Raw genomic sequence first — 15124 nt, 5'->3', positions numbered from 1 at the left:
CGATTGAAACGAAAAGTGGCGGCGTGGGACGACGAATTCCTCGTAAGCGTCATCTCACGATAATTAACTCACCCGATTCCCCTGGGTCCGTTCTCGCACGACGCGGGCGTGCGCGGATCACTGCGTACCTGCGGCCGTGAGTTGCTGTTTTGCCTTAGCGACCTTGTTGCTTGCGGCAAAACTCGGCCAGTATTTCGAGATGGCCAGCGTCGCGCCGGCGGAAGAGAAATGACCATAGTCGAAGTAGAGAAACTGCCTGGTGCCGGCATCGGCGTACGAACAGCCAGCCGCGTTAAGTGAGGTCGGGCGGAGCCCGATACGCCGTCCATACGGCGATGTCCCGCTCGTGCGAAGAATCCCGGCTCGTCGATCTCACAGGCCTGCCCCTGTGGTGCAATTTGCACTGCAAATGAGAGTCAAGCCGGATGCCAAGGTTCGAATGCTGGCGAAGCCGGTTCGCGCCGATACGCGGCAGGATCAAACGCCGGGCAGGTAGATCACCGCGTAGTCGTCCGCATAGGCACGCTTCCAGCCCAGTTGGTCGAAGAAGGGGATGCGGCTGTCGCCGGTCGACAGCAGTGCCCAGCCTATCTCGTATTTCTTCAGCCGGGCTTCGAGGAGCGGCTTGCCGTCGCTGTTTCCCGTTTCGTCATCGGCTCTTGTGAAACCGCCCAGGAACAGCTGGTCCGTCCGTCCATCGATATAGGTCTTGATCCCGTGGAAAATCAGCGTGCCGCCGAAATTGTAGGAATTCATCACGTTGCCGGACAGATGATGGTTTTCGGCGAAGGCCAGCGCCCCGCTGGCCGACGTCTTCGGGCTCGGCGCGACCTGATAGACACTGCCGAGCAGGACGATCCCGCCGATCGTTAGGACGGCCGCCGCACCGCAGATCGCGTCGAACCGCCTGGCGAGGAACTTTTCCAGTCCGTCGCGCTTTCCCGCCAGCCAAGCGGTGGCTGAGAGCGAAGGATATTGCTGTGCGACCTCGACCGCGATCACCAGGGGAACCAGCAGGAAGAACAGATACATGAAACGCACATGGGCGAGATAGACATGCAAGGTGAAGACGACGAACAACGCCTTGGCCCAGCCAATTCGTAACCGTGACACCAGAAGCCCGAAAAGCGCCAGCAGCATCGCGGCTTCCTGGACGGGGCTATCCGGCTGGGCGAACGCCTTCCATTCCATGATCAGCGGCACCGCCTCATTGCCGTAGGCGACGGTGAGCGTGGCCAGGATGGCTTTCACGCCGTAGGGATGCATCAGGCTGACCAGCGGGCAAAGCAAGCCGAACGCCAGCCATTTTCCCAGCAGCGCGGGTTTCGAGAGGCCCGTGCGCGCCAGCAGATCGAGACCGGCGAAAGCCGCGATGACAAAGCTCAAGGTGAAGGTGGCGTGCAGGTTCGCCCACAACACGACCAGCACAAGCGACCACCAGGGCGGCGCCCGTTCTTCCCTTGCCGCACCAAAGAGCACCGCAGTCCAGATGACGATGATCGGGAAGGTGAGGACATGCGGACGCGCCGTGAAGATCGGGTTGATCAGGAACACCGCGGCGAAGGCCAGCGTAATCGCCAGGATCGGCTTCAGCCATGCGCTGAGAAACCACCCCATCAGGAAAACCGTCAGGGATATCGACGCGATGATCAGCGTGACCACCCCGTTCCAGCCTCCTGCCCGGTAAGCAAGAGCCAGCAGGACCTGCCCCAGCCATTCCTTGGCAATCCACGGCTGGCCGGCAAAACTGTGGGAATAAGGGTCGACCGTCGGAAATGTCCGGTTTGCCAGGAAATCCAGCCCGACCTTCACTTGCCACCAACTGTCGGGATCCTGCAGGGTGGAACCGGCCTGGGTGGCCAGTGCCGCCGCCATCGCCCCGGCCGTGAGCAGGCAAAAGATCAGCCTGTTCCGCTGTGCGTCCTCGAGTGACGGCGTGGCCAGCAAGATTGCTTTGGTCTGGTTCATGTCGCGGCTCCAGGCCATTTCGCGTTCTTTCCGGTCAAGGGATCTGGATCATCCGCGCCGCCGACGAACACGAAACGGGCCGAGCCGACATAGAAGATGACCGAGTAAAGGCAGTTTCCCGCCAGATGGACAAACGGGTTTTCGATGTAGCCGGCAGACATGGCGGTGACCACGATCCCCAGGTTTGCACCGTAGGCGACAAGGAAGGTGATCGCGTATCGCACGATCGCGCCAGGGCGAAAGCCGCCGGCACGGCTGAATGTCCATTGGCGGTTGAGGAAGAAACCGATGATGAGGCCGGCGGCATAGCCCGTCGCGTTGGAGGCGATATCGCCGAAGCCGAGCGCCAGCCCGGCCAGGATGAGCGTATATCCGAGCGCCGTGTTGAGGAGCCCGACGGCACTAAATCGCAGCATCCGCGAGAAATTAGACGGAAGAGCCGATCGCATCCTGCCCATGCCGTTCCCGCTGCGCCCGGTCGAACTCCGCCTCAAGCACCTGCCGCCCTCTTTGCCATTTCCTGCAGGCGATGGACGGGCAATTTCCCGTCCTCGGCTGCCTGGCTGCGGGAAACGATCTCGTTGACGAAGTAGAGCGGCCGCCGCTTTGTCTCCATGTACATGCGCCCGAGATACTCGCCGAAGATGCCCAGCACCATAAGCTGGACGCTGCCGAGGATCAGCATGATCGCGGCAAGGCTAGTCCAGCCGGGCAACACGTTTCCGACCGACCATTCGAACAGGGTGTAGCCGAGCACGACCAGCCCCAGAAGCCCGAACATCATTCCGAGCAGCGAGGCGAACCGCAAGGGCACGATCGAGAAGCTGGTCATCGCGTCGACCGCCAGAAGAACCATTTTCCTCAGGGGATAGTGGGTGGTGCCGGCAACGCGACGGTGCCGTTCATAGGGGAAAGCCGCCTGTTTCAGCCCGATCCAGCTCACCATGCCGCGAATGAACCTGTAGCGTTCGGGCATCGCGTTCAGATGGTCGAGCGCGCGGCGGTTCATCAGCCGGAAATCGCCGGTATTCGGGGCTATATCGACGTCGACCATCCAGCGCAGCAGGCGATAGAACATCGAGGCGGAAGCGAGCTTGAACCAGCTTTCGCCGTCGCGCGTCAGCCTCTGGCCGTAAACGACATCGAAACCTTCGTTCATCTTCGTCATCATCGCGCCGAGCAATTCAGGCGGATCCTGCAGGTCGGCATCGAGAATGAGAATGCGCTGGCCGCGACAGAACTCGAGCCCCGCGCTCAATGCGATCTGGTGGCCGTAATTGCGGGCAAGGTCGATGGCAACGACATGGTCGTCCTTTTCGGCCAGCTGGAAAATAGCCTCGCGCGTACCGTCGGTCGCGCCGTCGATGACAAGGACGATCTCGTAGGAAGAACCTTGTTCCAGGCATGCGGCCGTTACCCGCCGATGCAGTTCGGCTAGCCCGGCCACCTCATTGTAGCATGGGATAACCACCGACAGCATGACGGCGCGTCGCGCGGTGTTTTTTTCCGTCTCCACCAAAAGCCTTGCTCCCGCTATTCGATTGGGAATAGCGGCAATTGGTTAGAAAACAGATAAGCCAGCGGGATCGGCCGCGGCCGCGGTCTGCCATGCACCTTGGCACTGCTTGCGGCCACGCCATGGTGGAGGTGTTCGGCATCCCGCAAAACCGCCGGCTTGAAGCCGACCAGCCAAGTGCGTATGTCTGGGCCGACACCTTCGAGTCTGTGGTACCTCTATTTGGAGACGGCCCTTGTCCGCACTGACGCGCTTTCTCGGCGACTCGCCGCTCAAGGTGATCCTGAAACTGCTAGTCGTGTCGTTCCTGGTCGGCCTTGTCATGAATGCCTTCGGCTGGTCGCCGATGGATGTGTTCTACGGCATCCAGAAGTTCTTCATCGACCTGTGGAATCTGGGCTTCCACGCCATCGACCGCTTCCTGGGCTACATCCTGCTCGGCGCGGCGATCGTCGTGCCGGCCTTCATCCTGCTGAGGCTTGCCAACTACCGGAAGTAGAGCATGATCCCGAAAAGTGGGAACCGGTTTTCGGACAAGTCATGCTTAAGAAGGACTATCAGGCGTAGCCCGAGGCCACCTCGAACAGGATGGCGTGGCGCGACGCGAGTACGGGCACGTCCGTGGAGTACCCACCACCGATGACGCCGCAGACCGGAATGCCCCGCGCGCGAAAGTGGCGGATCACCATGTCGTCGCGGGCGCGCAGGCCGTCGTCCGATAACGAGAGCCGGCCAAGCCGATCCCCGGCATGGACATCGACGCCGGCATTGTAGAACACGACGTCCCAATGCGCCTGGGCGGACAGTTCCGGCAGGATGGCGGCGAGCCTTTCCATGTAAGCGGCGTCACCCGTGCCATCGGGCAGCGCGACATCGAGGTCGGAGGCGACCTTGCGCACCGGGTAGTTGCGATCGCCATGCATGGAAAAGGTGAACACGCGCGGATCGTCCGCGAGGATATCCGCCGTGCCGTCGCCCTGATGCACGTCGAGATCGACGACCAGTATGTTCCGTGCCGAGCCTTCGGCGAGCAGGACCAGCGCGGCGACGGCGACATCGTTGAAGGTGCAGAAGCCCGCGCCTTGCGCGCGCCGCGCATGATGGCTGCCGCCGGCGGTGTTGCAGGCGATGCCGTGGCGCAGGGCCAGCCGCGCCGCCAGCACCGTGCCGCCGGTGGCAAGCCGTGCGCGCAACGAGACACGCGGAGTCACCGGGAAACCGATCTCGCGTTCGATCTTTTCCGGCACGGAGCAACTGATGACCTGGTCGACATAGTCCGCCGCATGGGCAAGTCTCAGCCATGATGCCGGCGCGGGTTCCGCGGTGTTGAGCGCGTTGGGCCCGGCCAGTCCGCGTGCATGCAAGGCGTCCATCAGCAGCGGGTATTTGCTCATCGGAAAGCGATGGTTGACCGCGAAGCCGGCGTCGTAGTCGGGGTGATGGACGATCTGCAGGGGCATGAACTGGATCCGGCGGGCTCGCGCCAGACCGGGAAATTCGGTTGGCCCTCGCGGCAAGAGTGATTGCGCGATGCCGGGAAAATGGGGCACACCGGCGGTTCGATCAAGCCGCAATCAGCAAGGCAGCAATCCTTGGACAAAGGTGCCAATCCAGCCGACGCCAGATCCTCAATTGGTCTCGGATCTTTTGTCGTCACCAACCGGTCCGTGCTCGCCATCGCCGTGCCGATGACGCTTGCCTATCTGACGACGCCGATGCTCGGTCTGGTCGACACGGCTGTCGTCGGTCAGTTCGGCGATGCCGCCTTGCTCGGCGGGCTGGCAGCCGGCGCACTGGTCTTCGACGTCGTCTTCACCACCTTCAATTTCCTGCGCTCCGGCACCACCGGTCTCGTCGCCCAGGCGTTCGGGCGCGGCGATGCGCTGGAGGAACAGGCGGTGTTCTGGCGCGCCGTGTTGATCGCGGTCGTCGCCGGCATCGTGCTCGCGGCACTTGCGCCGCTGGTCGCCATCGTTGGGCAGAAATTCATGGGCGCCGAACCGCGCGTCAGCGAGGCGATGGGCGTCTACATCAGGATCAGGCTGCTCGCCGCACCCTTCTCGCTGATCAATTATGCCATCCTTGGCTATGTGCTGGGACGCGGCGAGGGCGGACTCGGTTTGATGCTGCAATTGGTGCTGAACGGCATCAATATCACGCTCTGCTTCCTGCTTGGCCTGAAGCTCGGCTGGGGCGTCGCCGGCGTCGCTTGGGCGACTGTCGCCGGTGAATTCCTTGCCATGCTGCTTGGTCTCGCGATCATTGTCAGGCGGTTCCGGGCGACGCCATCCCTGCCGCGCCATCGCCTGCTCGACATGGCTGCCTTTGTGCGCATGCTGTCGCTCAACCGCGACATCATGATCCGCTCGTTCTCGCTGCTCGCCGCCTTCGCGCTGTTCACCCGCCAGGGCGCGCAGTTCGGCACAGTGACGCTGGCCGCCAACGCCGTCCTGATGAACTTCTTTCTCGTCGCCGGCTACTTCCTCGACGGCTTCGCCACCGCCGCCGAACAGCTGGCCGGCCGTGCCGTCGGCGCGCGTGCCGCTGCGCCCTTCCGGCAGGCCGTGCGGCTGACCTTGTTCTGGGGTTTCGGACTGGCGGGGGCCGCGACGCTGGTGCTGCTGTCTGGTGGCGCCAGTCTGGTTGCCCTCGTGACGACGTCGCAGGAAGTCCGTTCGGTGGCCGACATCTACCTGCCGTGGGCAGCCTTTACCGCGCTGAGCGGTGTGCTGGCGTTCCAGATGGATGGCGTCTTCATTGGCGCGACCTGGTCGCGCGACATGCGCAACATGATGCTGCTGTCGTTTCTCGTTTTCGCGGCCGCGCTGCTGACCCTTGCGCCGGCCTTCGGCAACAATGGACTTTGGGCGGCGTTGCACGTCTTCCTGCTCGCGCGCGGCTTCAGCCTGCTGACCATCCTGCGGCTGCGAATGCGGACAGCCTTCAGCTGAGCGGCCTCATTGCCCATCGATCGAGATGGCTGTCGCGCAACTCGCGAATGGATCCGAGCCGTTCCGTGTCGGCAAAGCGCACCATCCCGGCGACAATGCGGCCCGGCAATGCCGGTCCGGCATAGATCATGCTGGTGTAGAGCTGGACGAGATCGGCACCCGCGCGGATCTTTTCCAGTGCCGTGTCGGTGGAATCGACGCCGCCGACGCCAACGATGGCGCGGTCTGGGCCAAGCAGCTTGCGCATCCTGGCCAGAACGATGGTCGAGCGATCGAACAATGGCTTGCCGGAGAGTCCGCCGGTCTCGCGCGCGGCGTTGCCGCTGCGCAGTGCCGGCCGGGAGATGGTGGTGTTGGAGACGATGACGCCGTCGATCCGCTTCTCGGTGACCTCGGCGGCGATGTCTTCCAGCTCGGCCTCGACCAGATCCGGCGCGATCTTCAGGAAGACCGGCGGCTGGGCTGTTGCGGTGGCGCGCGCGGCCATGACACGCGACAAAAGTTCGCCAAGCTGCTCGCGCGCCTGCATGTTGCGCAGGCCCGGCGTGTTGGGCGACGAGATGTTGACGGTGAGATAGCTGGCGTATTGCGCAAACCGGACAACGCCGCGCTCATAGTCACCGATGCGGTCGGTGCTGTCCTTGTTGGCGCCGATATTGACGCCGACGATGCCGCCACGCCCCTTGCGCGCGGCAAGGCGTTTTTCGGCGGCCGCGTGGCCTTCATTGTTGAAGCCCAGCCGGTTGATCACCGCATCGTCGGCCGTCAGGCGGAAGATGCGCGGCTTCGGGTTGCCGGCCTGCGGCAGCGGCGTAATCGTACCAACCTCGGCAAAGCCGAAACCCAGGCCTAGAAGCGCGTCGGGCACTTCGGCGTTCTTGTCGTAGCCCGCGGCCATGCCGAGCGGATTCGGAAACTCGAGGCCGCAGACCGTCACCTTCAGCCTGTCGTCGCGCAACGGGCGCCCGGCCACCGGCAGACCGCATCGCAGCGCCGCGATCGACAGGCCATGCGCGGTTTCCGGATCGAAGGCGAACAGCAGCTTCTGGCCGAGCCCGTCGAGCACGCTCATTCGGCCTCCAATGCCGGAAACCGATGCACGCCATCGGCGCCAATCGGCAGCGGTCGCACCCACAGCACGGCCTTGAGGTCGAGCGGACCATAAAGGTGCGGAAACAGCGCGCCGCCGCGTGAAACCTCGTATTTCAAAGCAGCACCCAGGCTGGCGCCGTCGATGGCGACCAGCAGAAGGTCGGTCTGGCCGGCAAAGTGCCTTGCCGCCGTTTCCCTGACCTGGGCCGCCGTGGAGAAATGGATGAAGCCGTCGGCGACATCGATCGGCGCGCCGGTGAAGCGGCCATTTGTTTCGGCCTCGCGCCAAGGCGCCTGCGGGGTTATCTTGTAGATAATCTGAGACATGCTTGCGCTATAGTCCGAACCAGCCACGCGGGAAAGACCACGCCAAGGGTCTTCCCCATTTCCGGCGCAAACATGCGATATTTCAGGCCTTGGCCATGGAGGACAACATGCGTCTGCATCACATCTTGATCCCCGCCGCGCTCGTTTCGTTGGTCGCGGCTTCAGCATATTCGGAAGAAACCGACCGCTACCGGCTGGAAAAGTCCGATAACGGCTATGTGCGCATGGATACGCAGACCGGCGCCATGTCGATTTGCGAGGAGCGCTCCGGCCAGCTCGTCTGCAAGATGGCGGCCGACGAACGCGCCGCTTTCCAGGACGAGGTCGACCGCTTGCAAGCCTCGATGAAGGCGATGGACGAGCGCGTCACCAAACTCGAGAATTCGCTCTCCGCCCGCCTCGAATCGAAATTGCCGAGCGAGGAGGATTTCAACAAGACGATGAGCTACATGGAGCGCTTCCTGCGCGGCTTCATGGGCATCGTCAAGGATATGGACAAGGACAACGGCGCCCAGCTCAACTCGCAGAAGACCTGAGCGCTCTAACAAGGGAAAACGCGGCGCGCTGGCTTTGCCGCTTGAAAACAGCGCGCAGCCCCTCATAATCGTCCAACTGGTCCCAAAAAAAAGCTAAAAAACCATTGGGGGATTCGGGGAGGGACATTTGTCGTCAGGCTATTCTTTCGTCATTGCCGACGATCACCCGCTGTTTCGCGGTGCGCTGCGCGAAGCACTCGCCGGCATAGGCAATGTCGCCGCCATCCACGAGGCCGGCGATTTCGAGAGCGCCAAGGCGCTGGTCGTGGCCAACGAGGATGTCGATCTGGTGCTGCTCGACCTGTCGATGCCGGGCGCCAGCGGCCTCTCCGGCCTCATCTCGCTGCGTGGAATCCATCCGGCGGTGCCACTGGTCGTGGTGTCTGCGCACGACGATCCGGCGACCATCAGGCGGGCGCTCGATCTCGGCGCTTCCGGCTTCATCTCCAAATCGGCCAGCATGGAGGAGATCCGCAGCGCCGTGCAGACGGTGCTTGCCGGCGACATTGCAGCACCCGTCGGCGTCGATCTCGGCGTCGAGCGCGATCCCGAAATATCCGACCTGATCAAGCGCCTGCAGGCGTTGACGCCGCAACAGACCCGCGTGCTCGGCATGCTGGCCGAGGGCCTGCTCAACAAGCAGATCGCCTATGAACTCGGCGTCTCCGAGGCGACCATCAAGGCGCATGTCTCCGCCATCCTGCAGAAGCTCGGCGTCGACAGCCGCACCCAGGCGGTGATCCTTCTGTCCAAGATCGGCAGCGACCCGCTGCAGCCGGCGGGCTGATCGCCGCAATCCCCCGCGCTTACCTTGTTCAGCTAGCGGATTTGGCGATCAGGCTGCGGGCGGATGCTCGGTGTCGGCTGCTCCGCACTCGCACTCCGATCCTTCCGGATCCGCTTGCAGGCTGCCGCACCCGGCTGATGGCGGCGCCAAGGCCGAGACGTGATCGCCACCAGCGGAATGCCGCGTGGTTGAATCCTATGCGGCGGTGGGACCGTTCAGCCGAGCCGCACGGATAGTTCGACATCCTCGCCGAAGGGCGTGGACATGTAACCCGACGCCGGCGAGCGCACGCGTTCCAGATATTCGGGGCAGAAATCGGCGTTGTCGGCGATGACCAATGCACCCGGCCTCAGGCGGCTCTCGACGAGGCTCAGGATCTCCGGATAGATCGCCTTGGCGCCGTCGAGCAGCAGCAGGTCGATCGTATCCGGCAGGTCCGCGCTCAGCGTCTGCAGCGCGTCTCCCTCTCGGATCTCCACCAGGTCGATGAGACCGCCCTCAGTCAGGTTGGCCTTGGCCCGCATGACTTTGGACGGCTCGAACTCGGTCGTGATCAGGCTGCCGCCGCCATTGTCCCGCAGCGCCGCGGCAAGATAGAGCGTCGAGATGCCGAACGAAGTTCCGAACTCGATGATGACACGCGCGCCGCTGCCGCGTGCCAGCATGTAGAGCAGCGTGCCGGTCTCCGGCGAGATCGCGAGCCAGAGATCCTTCAGCCGTCCATAGAGATCGACATAGTCGGTCTTGCTGCGCGTGAGACGCGCCCGCTGTTCGCGCGAGAGTGCGGTGAGCGCGGGGCTGGTCGCCGCACCGGCCTCCTTGAACAGGCGAGCCAGCAGGGGTGCAAGCGGGGCGTTGGTGAGCGTTGTCATGAAAGTCTCCGTTCGAAAAATGACTGCGTCTTGTGTCGTGCTGAAAATACGAATATTCCCTCAGGTTTCCAATTCGCATTGCTGGGACGCAACATGGCAGGACGCGTAAGCCTTTCAATTTCCTCCCGAAAACAGCCAAAACAGACTCGCGCCACGGAGCTCGTCGCCGCGATTTTGGAGGCTGCTGTTCAGGTTTTGGCGAGCGAAGGCGTGCGGCGTTTCACCACCACGCGCGTCGCCGAAAAAGCCGGGGTGAGTGTCGGCTCGCTCTACCAGTATTTCCCGAACAAGGCCGCGCTTCTGTTCAGGCTCCAGAGCGACGAATGGCGGCAGACGGGTGGCCTGTTGCGCACCATACTCGAAAACGACCAGCAGCCACCGCTCGAACGACTGCGTGCGCTGGTTCACGCCTTCATCCGCTCGGAGTGCGAAGAGGCTGCGGTGCGCGTGGCGCTCAACGACGCCGCACCCCTTTACCGCGACGCGCCCGAAGCGCACGAGGCGAGAGCCTCGGGAGCGCGCATCGTCGAGACCTTCCTGCGGGAGGTATTGCCCGAGGCTGGGGAAGCCGTCCGCGCCTTGGCGGGAGACCTGATCATCACGACACTCAGCGCGGTGGGAAAGGATTTTTCGGGAAGTCCTCGAACGCCAGGCGAGATCGAAAGCTACGCCGATGGCATGGCCGACATGTTCTGCGCCTACCTCGAAAGCCTCGGTTATCGGGGCTGAGACCGCCGGCTCTGGCCGGCCGCCCTTTGACATTATTCCGCCGCCGATGCCAGCGGTCTGACCCTGGCCATCATCGTGCGCAGCACCGCCGGTTTGAGCGGCTTGTTGATCATCGGAATCTCTAGCCCGCCCGCAGCCGTGCGCACCTCGTTGGAGCGGTCGGCGGTGACCAGCACGGCCGGCAGGTTATCGCCATGGATCGCGCGCAGCCTGGCGATGATATCGAGACCGGTTTCGCCGTCGAGATGGTAGTCGGCAAGGACGATGTCCGGCCGGTGCATTGCGGCGCTCTCCAGATCCTTTGAGCCCGACACCGTGTCGACGTTGCAGCCCCAGCCTTCGAGCAGGAGCCTCATGCCTTCGAGGATGCGAGCGTCGTTGTCGATGCACAGCACGTGCAGCCCGGCCAGCGAAGCGGTCGCGCGGGCAGGAGCCCTGGTTTCGATTTCGCGCCGCGTCTCCTGCACGGCCGCCACGGGCAGGATGACGGAAAAGCGCGTGCCCTTGCCCGGATTGGAGAAGATCCGGATCTCCAGGCGCAGCACCCGGGCGATGCGGTCGACGATGGAGAGGCCGAGACCGAGGCCTTCGGCCTCGCGCGCGCCTTCGTCGAGCCGGGTGAACTCGCGAAAGACGGTGTTCAGCTTGTCGCCGGCGATGCCGATGCCGGTGTCGATCACCTGGATCTCGGCCAGCTCGCCGCGCCGCCTGACGCCGACCAGCACACGGCCGTGGCGCGTATATTTGATGGCGTTGGAGACGAGGTTCTGGATCAGCCGGCGCAACAAATTACGGTCCGTCGTCACGGTCAGTGATGACGGCATGATCGTCAACTCAAGCTTCTTTTCGGCGGCGAGCGGCCGGAAGTCATTGCCGATCTGGCGCAGCAGCCCGTCGAGGTTGAAGGCGCTATCGTCCGGCTTCATCGCACCGGCATCGAGGCGGGAGATGTCGAGCACGGCACCGAGAATGGTCTCGACCGATTCCAGTGAAGATTCGATGTTGACCGCTGCCTTGCCGGCAGGCCCCTTGCCGGCTTTCTCGATCAGCGACGAACAATAAAGCCGGGCAGCGTTCAGCGGTTGCAGGATGTCGTGGCCGGCGGCGGCGAGGAAGCGCGTCTTGCCCAGATTGGCCTCCTCGGCCAGCATCTGCGCCTGCGCCAGTTCCTCGTTGACCCGGGTCAACTCCTCGTTGACCCTAGTCAGCTCGATGGTGCGGGTCTTGACGCGCTGCTCCAGCGATTCATTGGCGCGTTTCAGCGCCAGATCCTGTTCGACCCGTCCGGAAATGTCGGCATAGGTGGCGACGATGCCGCCGTCCGGCATCGGGTTGGAGCGCAGCTCCAGGATGCGGCCGCTGGTCTTCAACTCCATCTGCCACGGGCTGACGAAACTGGTCAGCCGGTTGAGCATTGCCACGCGCTGCTCTGCCGGAATGTCGCCGCGCTCGGCAAGATGGCGCAGGATGCGGTCGAGCGAGACGCCGACCTGGCCCATCTCGTCGGGCAGGTCGAACAGCGCCCGGTACTGGCGGTTCCAGCAGATCAGGCGGAAGTCGCGGTCGAAGACGGTGATGCCTTGTTCCATCTGGTCGAGCGCGATCTGCAGCAGGTCGCGGTTGTGCTGCAGCGCCTCGGTGGCGTCGTCGAGCAAGCGGAAGGCATCCCTGGATTCGCGGTCGTGGCGCCGAAACAGCAGCGACAGGATCAGCCGTGCCGAGGAGGAGCCGACGGCGCTGGCCAGCAGTTGCTCGGAAAAGCGGATGATGTCCATACTCGCCTGCTCGTTGCCGTGCAGCGAGGTGCCGTTGGTCTTTTCGAACGACTGGAAGGAGCGCTCGGTGCGCTCGACGCCGAGATAGCGCCCGATCGTATCCTTGAGGTCGTTGACGGTGATGGCGGTGCGAAAGCGGCGCAGGCTGGGCATCGGGCTGGCATCGCGCGGCACGAAGATCGACGCCTGGATGCGCTCCAGCGGCACCGACGCGCGCGAGAGGGAACCCAGCACGAAGAACACCGCGTTGATCGACAGGCTCCACAATACGCCATGGTTCAGCGGTTCGGCGACGGTGCCGAACAGCGCCTGCGGCCGCAAGGCCTCGAAGCCGAACAGCCCGTGCACGATGATGCCGGTATCGGGCGCGGCAAGCGATGGAAACAGCAGTGTGTAGCCCCAGACGAGGATGCCGGCGACCATGCCCAGCGCTGCACCCCGGCCATTGGCGCCGCGCCAGATCAGTCCGCCGATCAGGGCGGGTGCGAACTGGGCGATGGCGGCGAACGACATCAGGCCGATCGACGACAGGCGCACGCTGTTGGTGCTCTCGCGATAGTAGAGGAAGGCGATGAACAGCAGGATGAAGATCGCCCCGCGCCGCACGTTGAGGATGAGCGTCGACCAGTCTTCGTTCTCGGAAGTCGATGTCTTGAGCAGGCGGCGTACGAACAGCGGAATGACGAGGTCGTTGGAAATCATGATCGACAGCGCCACGCTTTCGACGATCACCATGGCGGTCGCCGCCGACAGCCCGCCGATGAAGGCTGCCATCGCCAGCACGTCATGGCCGGTGAACAGAGGCAACGACAGCACGTAGAGGTCGCTGCTGGTTCCAGTGCCGACCAGCGACAGGCCGGCGAAGGCGATCGGCAGCACGAACAGATTGATCGCCACGAGGTAGAGCGGAAACACCCATGTCGCGGTGCGCAGTTCGGCCTCGCCACGGTTCTCGACGATGGTGACGTAGAACTGCCGCGGCAGCATGATGATGGCAAAACCGCTCAGGCAAGTCAGGACCAGCCAGGTGGCCAGCGAGGTGTTGTAGCTCATCGCCTGCCGAACCTGCGCATTCTGGGCGAGCTTGTCGAATATGTCGCCTGGGCCGCCGAAGATCAGGAAGGTAACCATCAGGCCGATCGCCAGGAAGGCGGCAAGCTTGACCACGGTTTCGGCCGCCACCGCCAGCACCAGCCCGTCCTGGTGTTCGGTTGCGTCGGCGTGGCGCGTGCCGAACAGCACCGCAAACAGCGCCAGCAGCATGGCGACGACCAGCGAGATGTCGCTGACGAAGGGATCGAAGGAGGGCGGCGATCCCGTATAGTGCTCGACCATCAGGCTGACCGAACCGGAAATCGCCTTCAACTGCAGCGCGATATAAGGCACGGCGCCGATGGTGGCGATGAGCGTGGCGATCGCCGCGACAGTGAAGCTCTTGCCGTAGCGGGCGCCGAGGAAGTCGGCGATCGAGGTGATCTTCTCGGTCTTGGCCAGCCGCACGATGCGGTTGAGCAGAGGAAAGCCGAACACGAATACCAGCACCGGGCCGGTATAGATGCCGAGGAATTCGAGGCCGCGTTCGGAGGAGAGGCCTACCGAGCCGAAGAACGTCCAGGACGTGCAGTAGATGGCGAGGCTGAGCGCGTAGATGAAGGGCCGGGCCCGGCTTGGCTCGGAAATGGCCGAGCGGCGGTCGCCCAGGCTGGCGATGGCGAACAGCAGCGTCACATAGGCGATCGCGATGATGACGATGAACAAGCCCTGCACGCCGGCAATATCCTCCCTTTGCCGAATTTCAACCCGGCTTGCCCAGACGCAATCACAGCTTGGCTTCCGAGTCCATCACGGCTTTGGGTGCATGAAGGCTGTGATTCCGATGCATGTCGACCAAAGATCGCAGCAGCTTTGGGCAACGGCATGCACAAAAACAAAAGGCTCAAAGCACGGCGTGACGCGCTTTAACGGATGGCCGTCGGGTAACGGGAAACCGGTTGCTTTCTGCTTTTTGCCGATGTTGCAGCCGGAGGTTTTTGTTATGTTTGTTCTTAGGTCGATGCCTGAGGACGGGAAACGGCAGCTCGGTCATGACAAGGAGGGTCGAATGCTGAAAGAGTTCCAGGAATTCATTTCCAAGGGCAATGTGATGGACCTTGCGGTCGGCGTCATCATCGGCGCGGCCTTTGGCAAGATCGTCGATTCCCTCGTAAACGACATCATCATGCCGATCGTCGGCGCGATTTTCGGCGGCCAGGACTTCAACAACTATTTCCTGGGGCTCTCCTCGGCCGTCAACGCCACCTCGCTGGTGGACGCCAAAAAGCAAGGTGCTGTTTTCGCGTATGGCAGTTTCATAACCGTCGCGCTGAACTTCATCATCCTTGCTTTCATCATCTTCCTGATGGTCAAGGGGGTGAACAACATGCGCAAGCGGCTTGAGCGCGAGAAGCCCGCCGCACCGACCGCTCCCCCGCCCGCCGATGTCGCGCTGCTCACCGAAATTCGCGACCTGCTCGCCAAGAGATAGACAGATCAGGTTCTTCTGGACCAAAACCCCGGTCGTTCACGGCCGGG

The 15124-nt window shown here is 63.2% G+C and carries 14 protein-coding genes; 6 read left to right on the top strand and 8 right to left on the bottom strand.

Annotated elements, in window-relative coordinates; genetic code table 11:
* Positions 1-477: 477 nt before the first annotated feature.
* The 3 genes from NKG99_RS24750 to NKG99_RS24740 form a co-directional block, all read right to left on the bottom strand.
* Positions 478-1968, bottom strand: coding sequence for a hypothetical protein (locus tag NKG99_RS24750; protein WP_352871399.1), 1491 nt, complete (start codon positions 1966-1968; stop codon positions 478-480).
* Entirely contained in the window at positions 1965-2384 is a 420-nt protein-coding gene (locus NKG99_RS24745) for a GtrA family protein (RefSeq protein ID WP_352871397.1), read from the bottom strand. The genes NKG99_RS24750 and NKG99_RS24745 overlap by 4 nt, the downstream gene beginning before the upstream one ends.
* A gap of 74 nt (positions 2385-2458) precedes the next feature.
* Positions 2459-3448: a glycosyltransferase family 2 protein gene (locus tag NKG99_RS24740; RefSeq protein WP_352871406.1), complete on the bottom strand. Its 990-nt coding sequence runs from the start codon at positions 3446-3448 to the stop codon at positions 2459-2461.
* A gap of 271 nt (positions 3449-3719) precedes the next feature.
* Here NKG99_RS24740 and NKG99_RS24735 point away from each other — a divergent pair, with 271 nt between their 5' ends.
* Positions 3720-3983: a DUF6460 domain-containing protein gene (locus NKG99_RS24735; RefSeq protein ID WP_352630096.1), complete on the top strand. Its 264-nt coding sequence runs from the start codon at positions 3720-3722 to the stop codon at positions 3981-3983.
* Positions 3984-4041: 58 nt separating this feature from the next.
* Here the strand turns inward: NKG99_RS24735 and NKG99_RS24730 are convergent, their stop codons facing one another.
* The gene (locus NKG99_RS24730; protein ID WP_352871396.1) at positions 4042-4944 is read right to left on the bottom strand and encodes a histone deacetylase family protein; all 903 of its coding nucleotides are present in this window, start codon (positions 4942-4944) and stop codon (positions 4042-4044) included.
* Positions 4945-5076: 132 nt separating this feature from the next.
* Between NKG99_RS24730 and NKG99_RS24725 the strand changes: the two genes are divergently transcribed.
* Positions 5077-6435 (top strand): MATE family efflux transporter, encoded by a 1359-nt coding sequence (locus NKG99_RS24725; RefSeq protein WP_352871395.1) that lies wholly within the window; start codon positions 5077-5079, stop codon positions 6433-6435.
* Here the strand turns inward: NKG99_RS24725 and NKG99_RS24720 are convergent.
* Positions 6428-7507, bottom strand: coding sequence for a quinone-dependent dihydroorotate dehydrogenase (locus tag NKG99_RS24720; protein ID WP_352871394.1), 1080 nt, complete (start codon positions 7505-7507; stop codon positions 6428-6430). The two genes, NKG99_RS24725 and NKG99_RS24720, sit on opposite strands and share 8 nt — an antisense overlap.
* Complete coding sequence (locus tag NKG99_RS24715) at positions 7504-7854, bottom strand: DUF952 domain-containing protein (protein ID WP_352871393.1); 351 nt, start codon at positions 7852-7854, stop codon at positions 7504-7506. Before NKG99_RS24715 ends, NKG99_RS24720 begins: the two co-directional genes overlap by 4 nt.
* A gap of 107 nt (positions 7855-7961) precedes the next feature.
* On the opposite strand from NKG99_RS24715, the gene NKG99_RS24710 reads away from it, so the two are divergent.
* Together NKG99_RS24710 and NKG99_RS24705 are read left to right on the top strand one after the other, a co-directional pair.
* Positions 7962-8390, top strand: coding sequence for a hypothetical protein (locus NKG99_RS24710; RefSeq protein WP_352871392.1), 429 nt, complete (start codon positions 7962-7964; stop codon positions 8388-8390).
* A gap of 127 nt (positions 8391-8517) precedes the next feature.
* Positions 8518-9177: a response regulator transcription factor gene (locus NKG99_RS24705; protein WP_352871390.1), complete on the top strand. Its 660-nt coding sequence runs from the start codon at positions 8518-8520 to the stop codon at positions 9175-9177.
* Positions 9178-9392: 215 nt separating this feature from the next.
* On the opposite strand, the gene NKG99_RS24700 is transcribed toward NKG99_RS24705, so the two are convergent.
* On the bottom strand, positions 9393-10049 hold the full coding sequence (locus NKG99_RS24700; RefSeq protein WP_352871389.1) for an O-methyltransferase: 657 nt from the start codon (positions 10047-10049) through the stop codon (positions 9393-9395).
* A gap of 93 nt (positions 10050-10142) precedes the next feature.
* On the opposite strand from NKG99_RS24700, the gene NKG99_RS24695 reads away from it, so the two are divergent.
* Positions 10143-10778, top strand: coding sequence for a TetR/AcrR family transcriptional regulator (locus NKG99_RS24695; RefSeq protein ID WP_352871405.1), 636 nt, complete (start codon positions 10143-10145; stop codon positions 10776-10778).
* A gap of 32 nt (positions 10779-10810) precedes the next feature.
* Here NKG99_RS24695 and NKG99_RS24690 read toward each other — a convergent pair whose 3' ends face one another.
* Positions 10811-14320 (bottom strand): PAS domain-containing hybrid sensor histidine kinase/response regulator, encoded by a 3510-nt coding sequence (locus tag NKG99_RS24690; RefSeq protein ID WP_352871388.1) that lies wholly within the window; start codon positions 14318-14320, stop codon positions 10811-10813.
* Positions 14321-14654: 334 nt separating this feature from the next.
* On the opposite strand from NKG99_RS24690, the gene mscL reads away from it, so the two are divergent.
* Positions 14655-15077, top strand: coding sequence for a large conductance mechanosensitive channel protein MscL (gene mscL, locus NKG99_RS24685; RefSeq protein ID WP_352871404.1), 423 nt, complete (start codon positions 14655-14657; stop codon positions 15075-15077).
* Positions 15078-15124: the final 47 nt, after the last annotated feature.

The sequence above is a fragment of the Mesorhizobium sp. M1409 genome (genome assembly GCF_040317535.1).
Classification (GTDB): domain Bacteria; phylum Pseudomonadota; class Alphaproteobacteria; order Rhizobiales; family Rhizobiaceae; genus Mesorhizobium.
Note: the sequence above shows the minus strand (reverse complement) of the source record. Positions and strands in the feature narration are given on the sequence as shown.

Coding starts and splice junctions, on each gene's coding strand:
- NKG99_RS24750 (WP_352871399.1), bottom strand. CDS start 1,968: ATGAACCAGACCAAAGCAATCTTGCTGGCCACGCCGTCACTCGAGGAC.
- NKG99_RS24745 (WP_352871397.1), bottom strand. CDS start 2,384: ATGCTGCGATTTAGTGCCGTCGGGCTCCTCAACACGGCGCTCGGATAT.
- NKG99_RS24740 (WP_352871406.1), bottom strand. CDS start 3,448: ATGCTGTCGGTGGTTATCCCATGCTACAATGAGGTGGCCGGGCTAGCC.
- NKG99_RS24730 (WP_352871396.1), bottom strand. CDS start 4,944: ATGCCCCTGCAGATCGTCCATCACCCCGACTACGACGCCGGCTTCGCG.
- NKG99_RS24720 (WP_352871394.1), bottom strand. CDS start 7,507: ATGAGCGTGCTCGACGGGCTCGGCCAGAAGCTGCTGTTCGCCTTCGAT.
- NKG99_RS24715 (WP_352871393.1), bottom strand. CDS start 7,854: ATGTCTCAGATTATCTACAAGATAACCCCGCAGGCGCCTTGGCGCGAG.
- NKG99_RS24710 (WP_352871392.1), top strand. CDS start 7,962: ATGCGTCTGCATCACATCTTGATCCCCGCCGCGCTCGTTTCGTTGGTC.
- NKG99_RS24700 (WP_352871389.1), bottom strand. CDS start 10,049: ATGACAACGCTCACCAACGCCCCGCTTGCACCCCTGCTGGCTCGCCTG.
- NKG99_RS24695 (WP_352871405.1), top strand. CDS start 10,143: ATGGCAGGACGCGTAAGCCTTTCAATTTCCTCCCGAAAACAGCCAAAA.
- mscL (WP_352871404.1), top strand. CDS start 14,655: ATGCTGAAAGAGTTCCAGGAATTCATTTCCAAGGGCAATGTGATGGAC.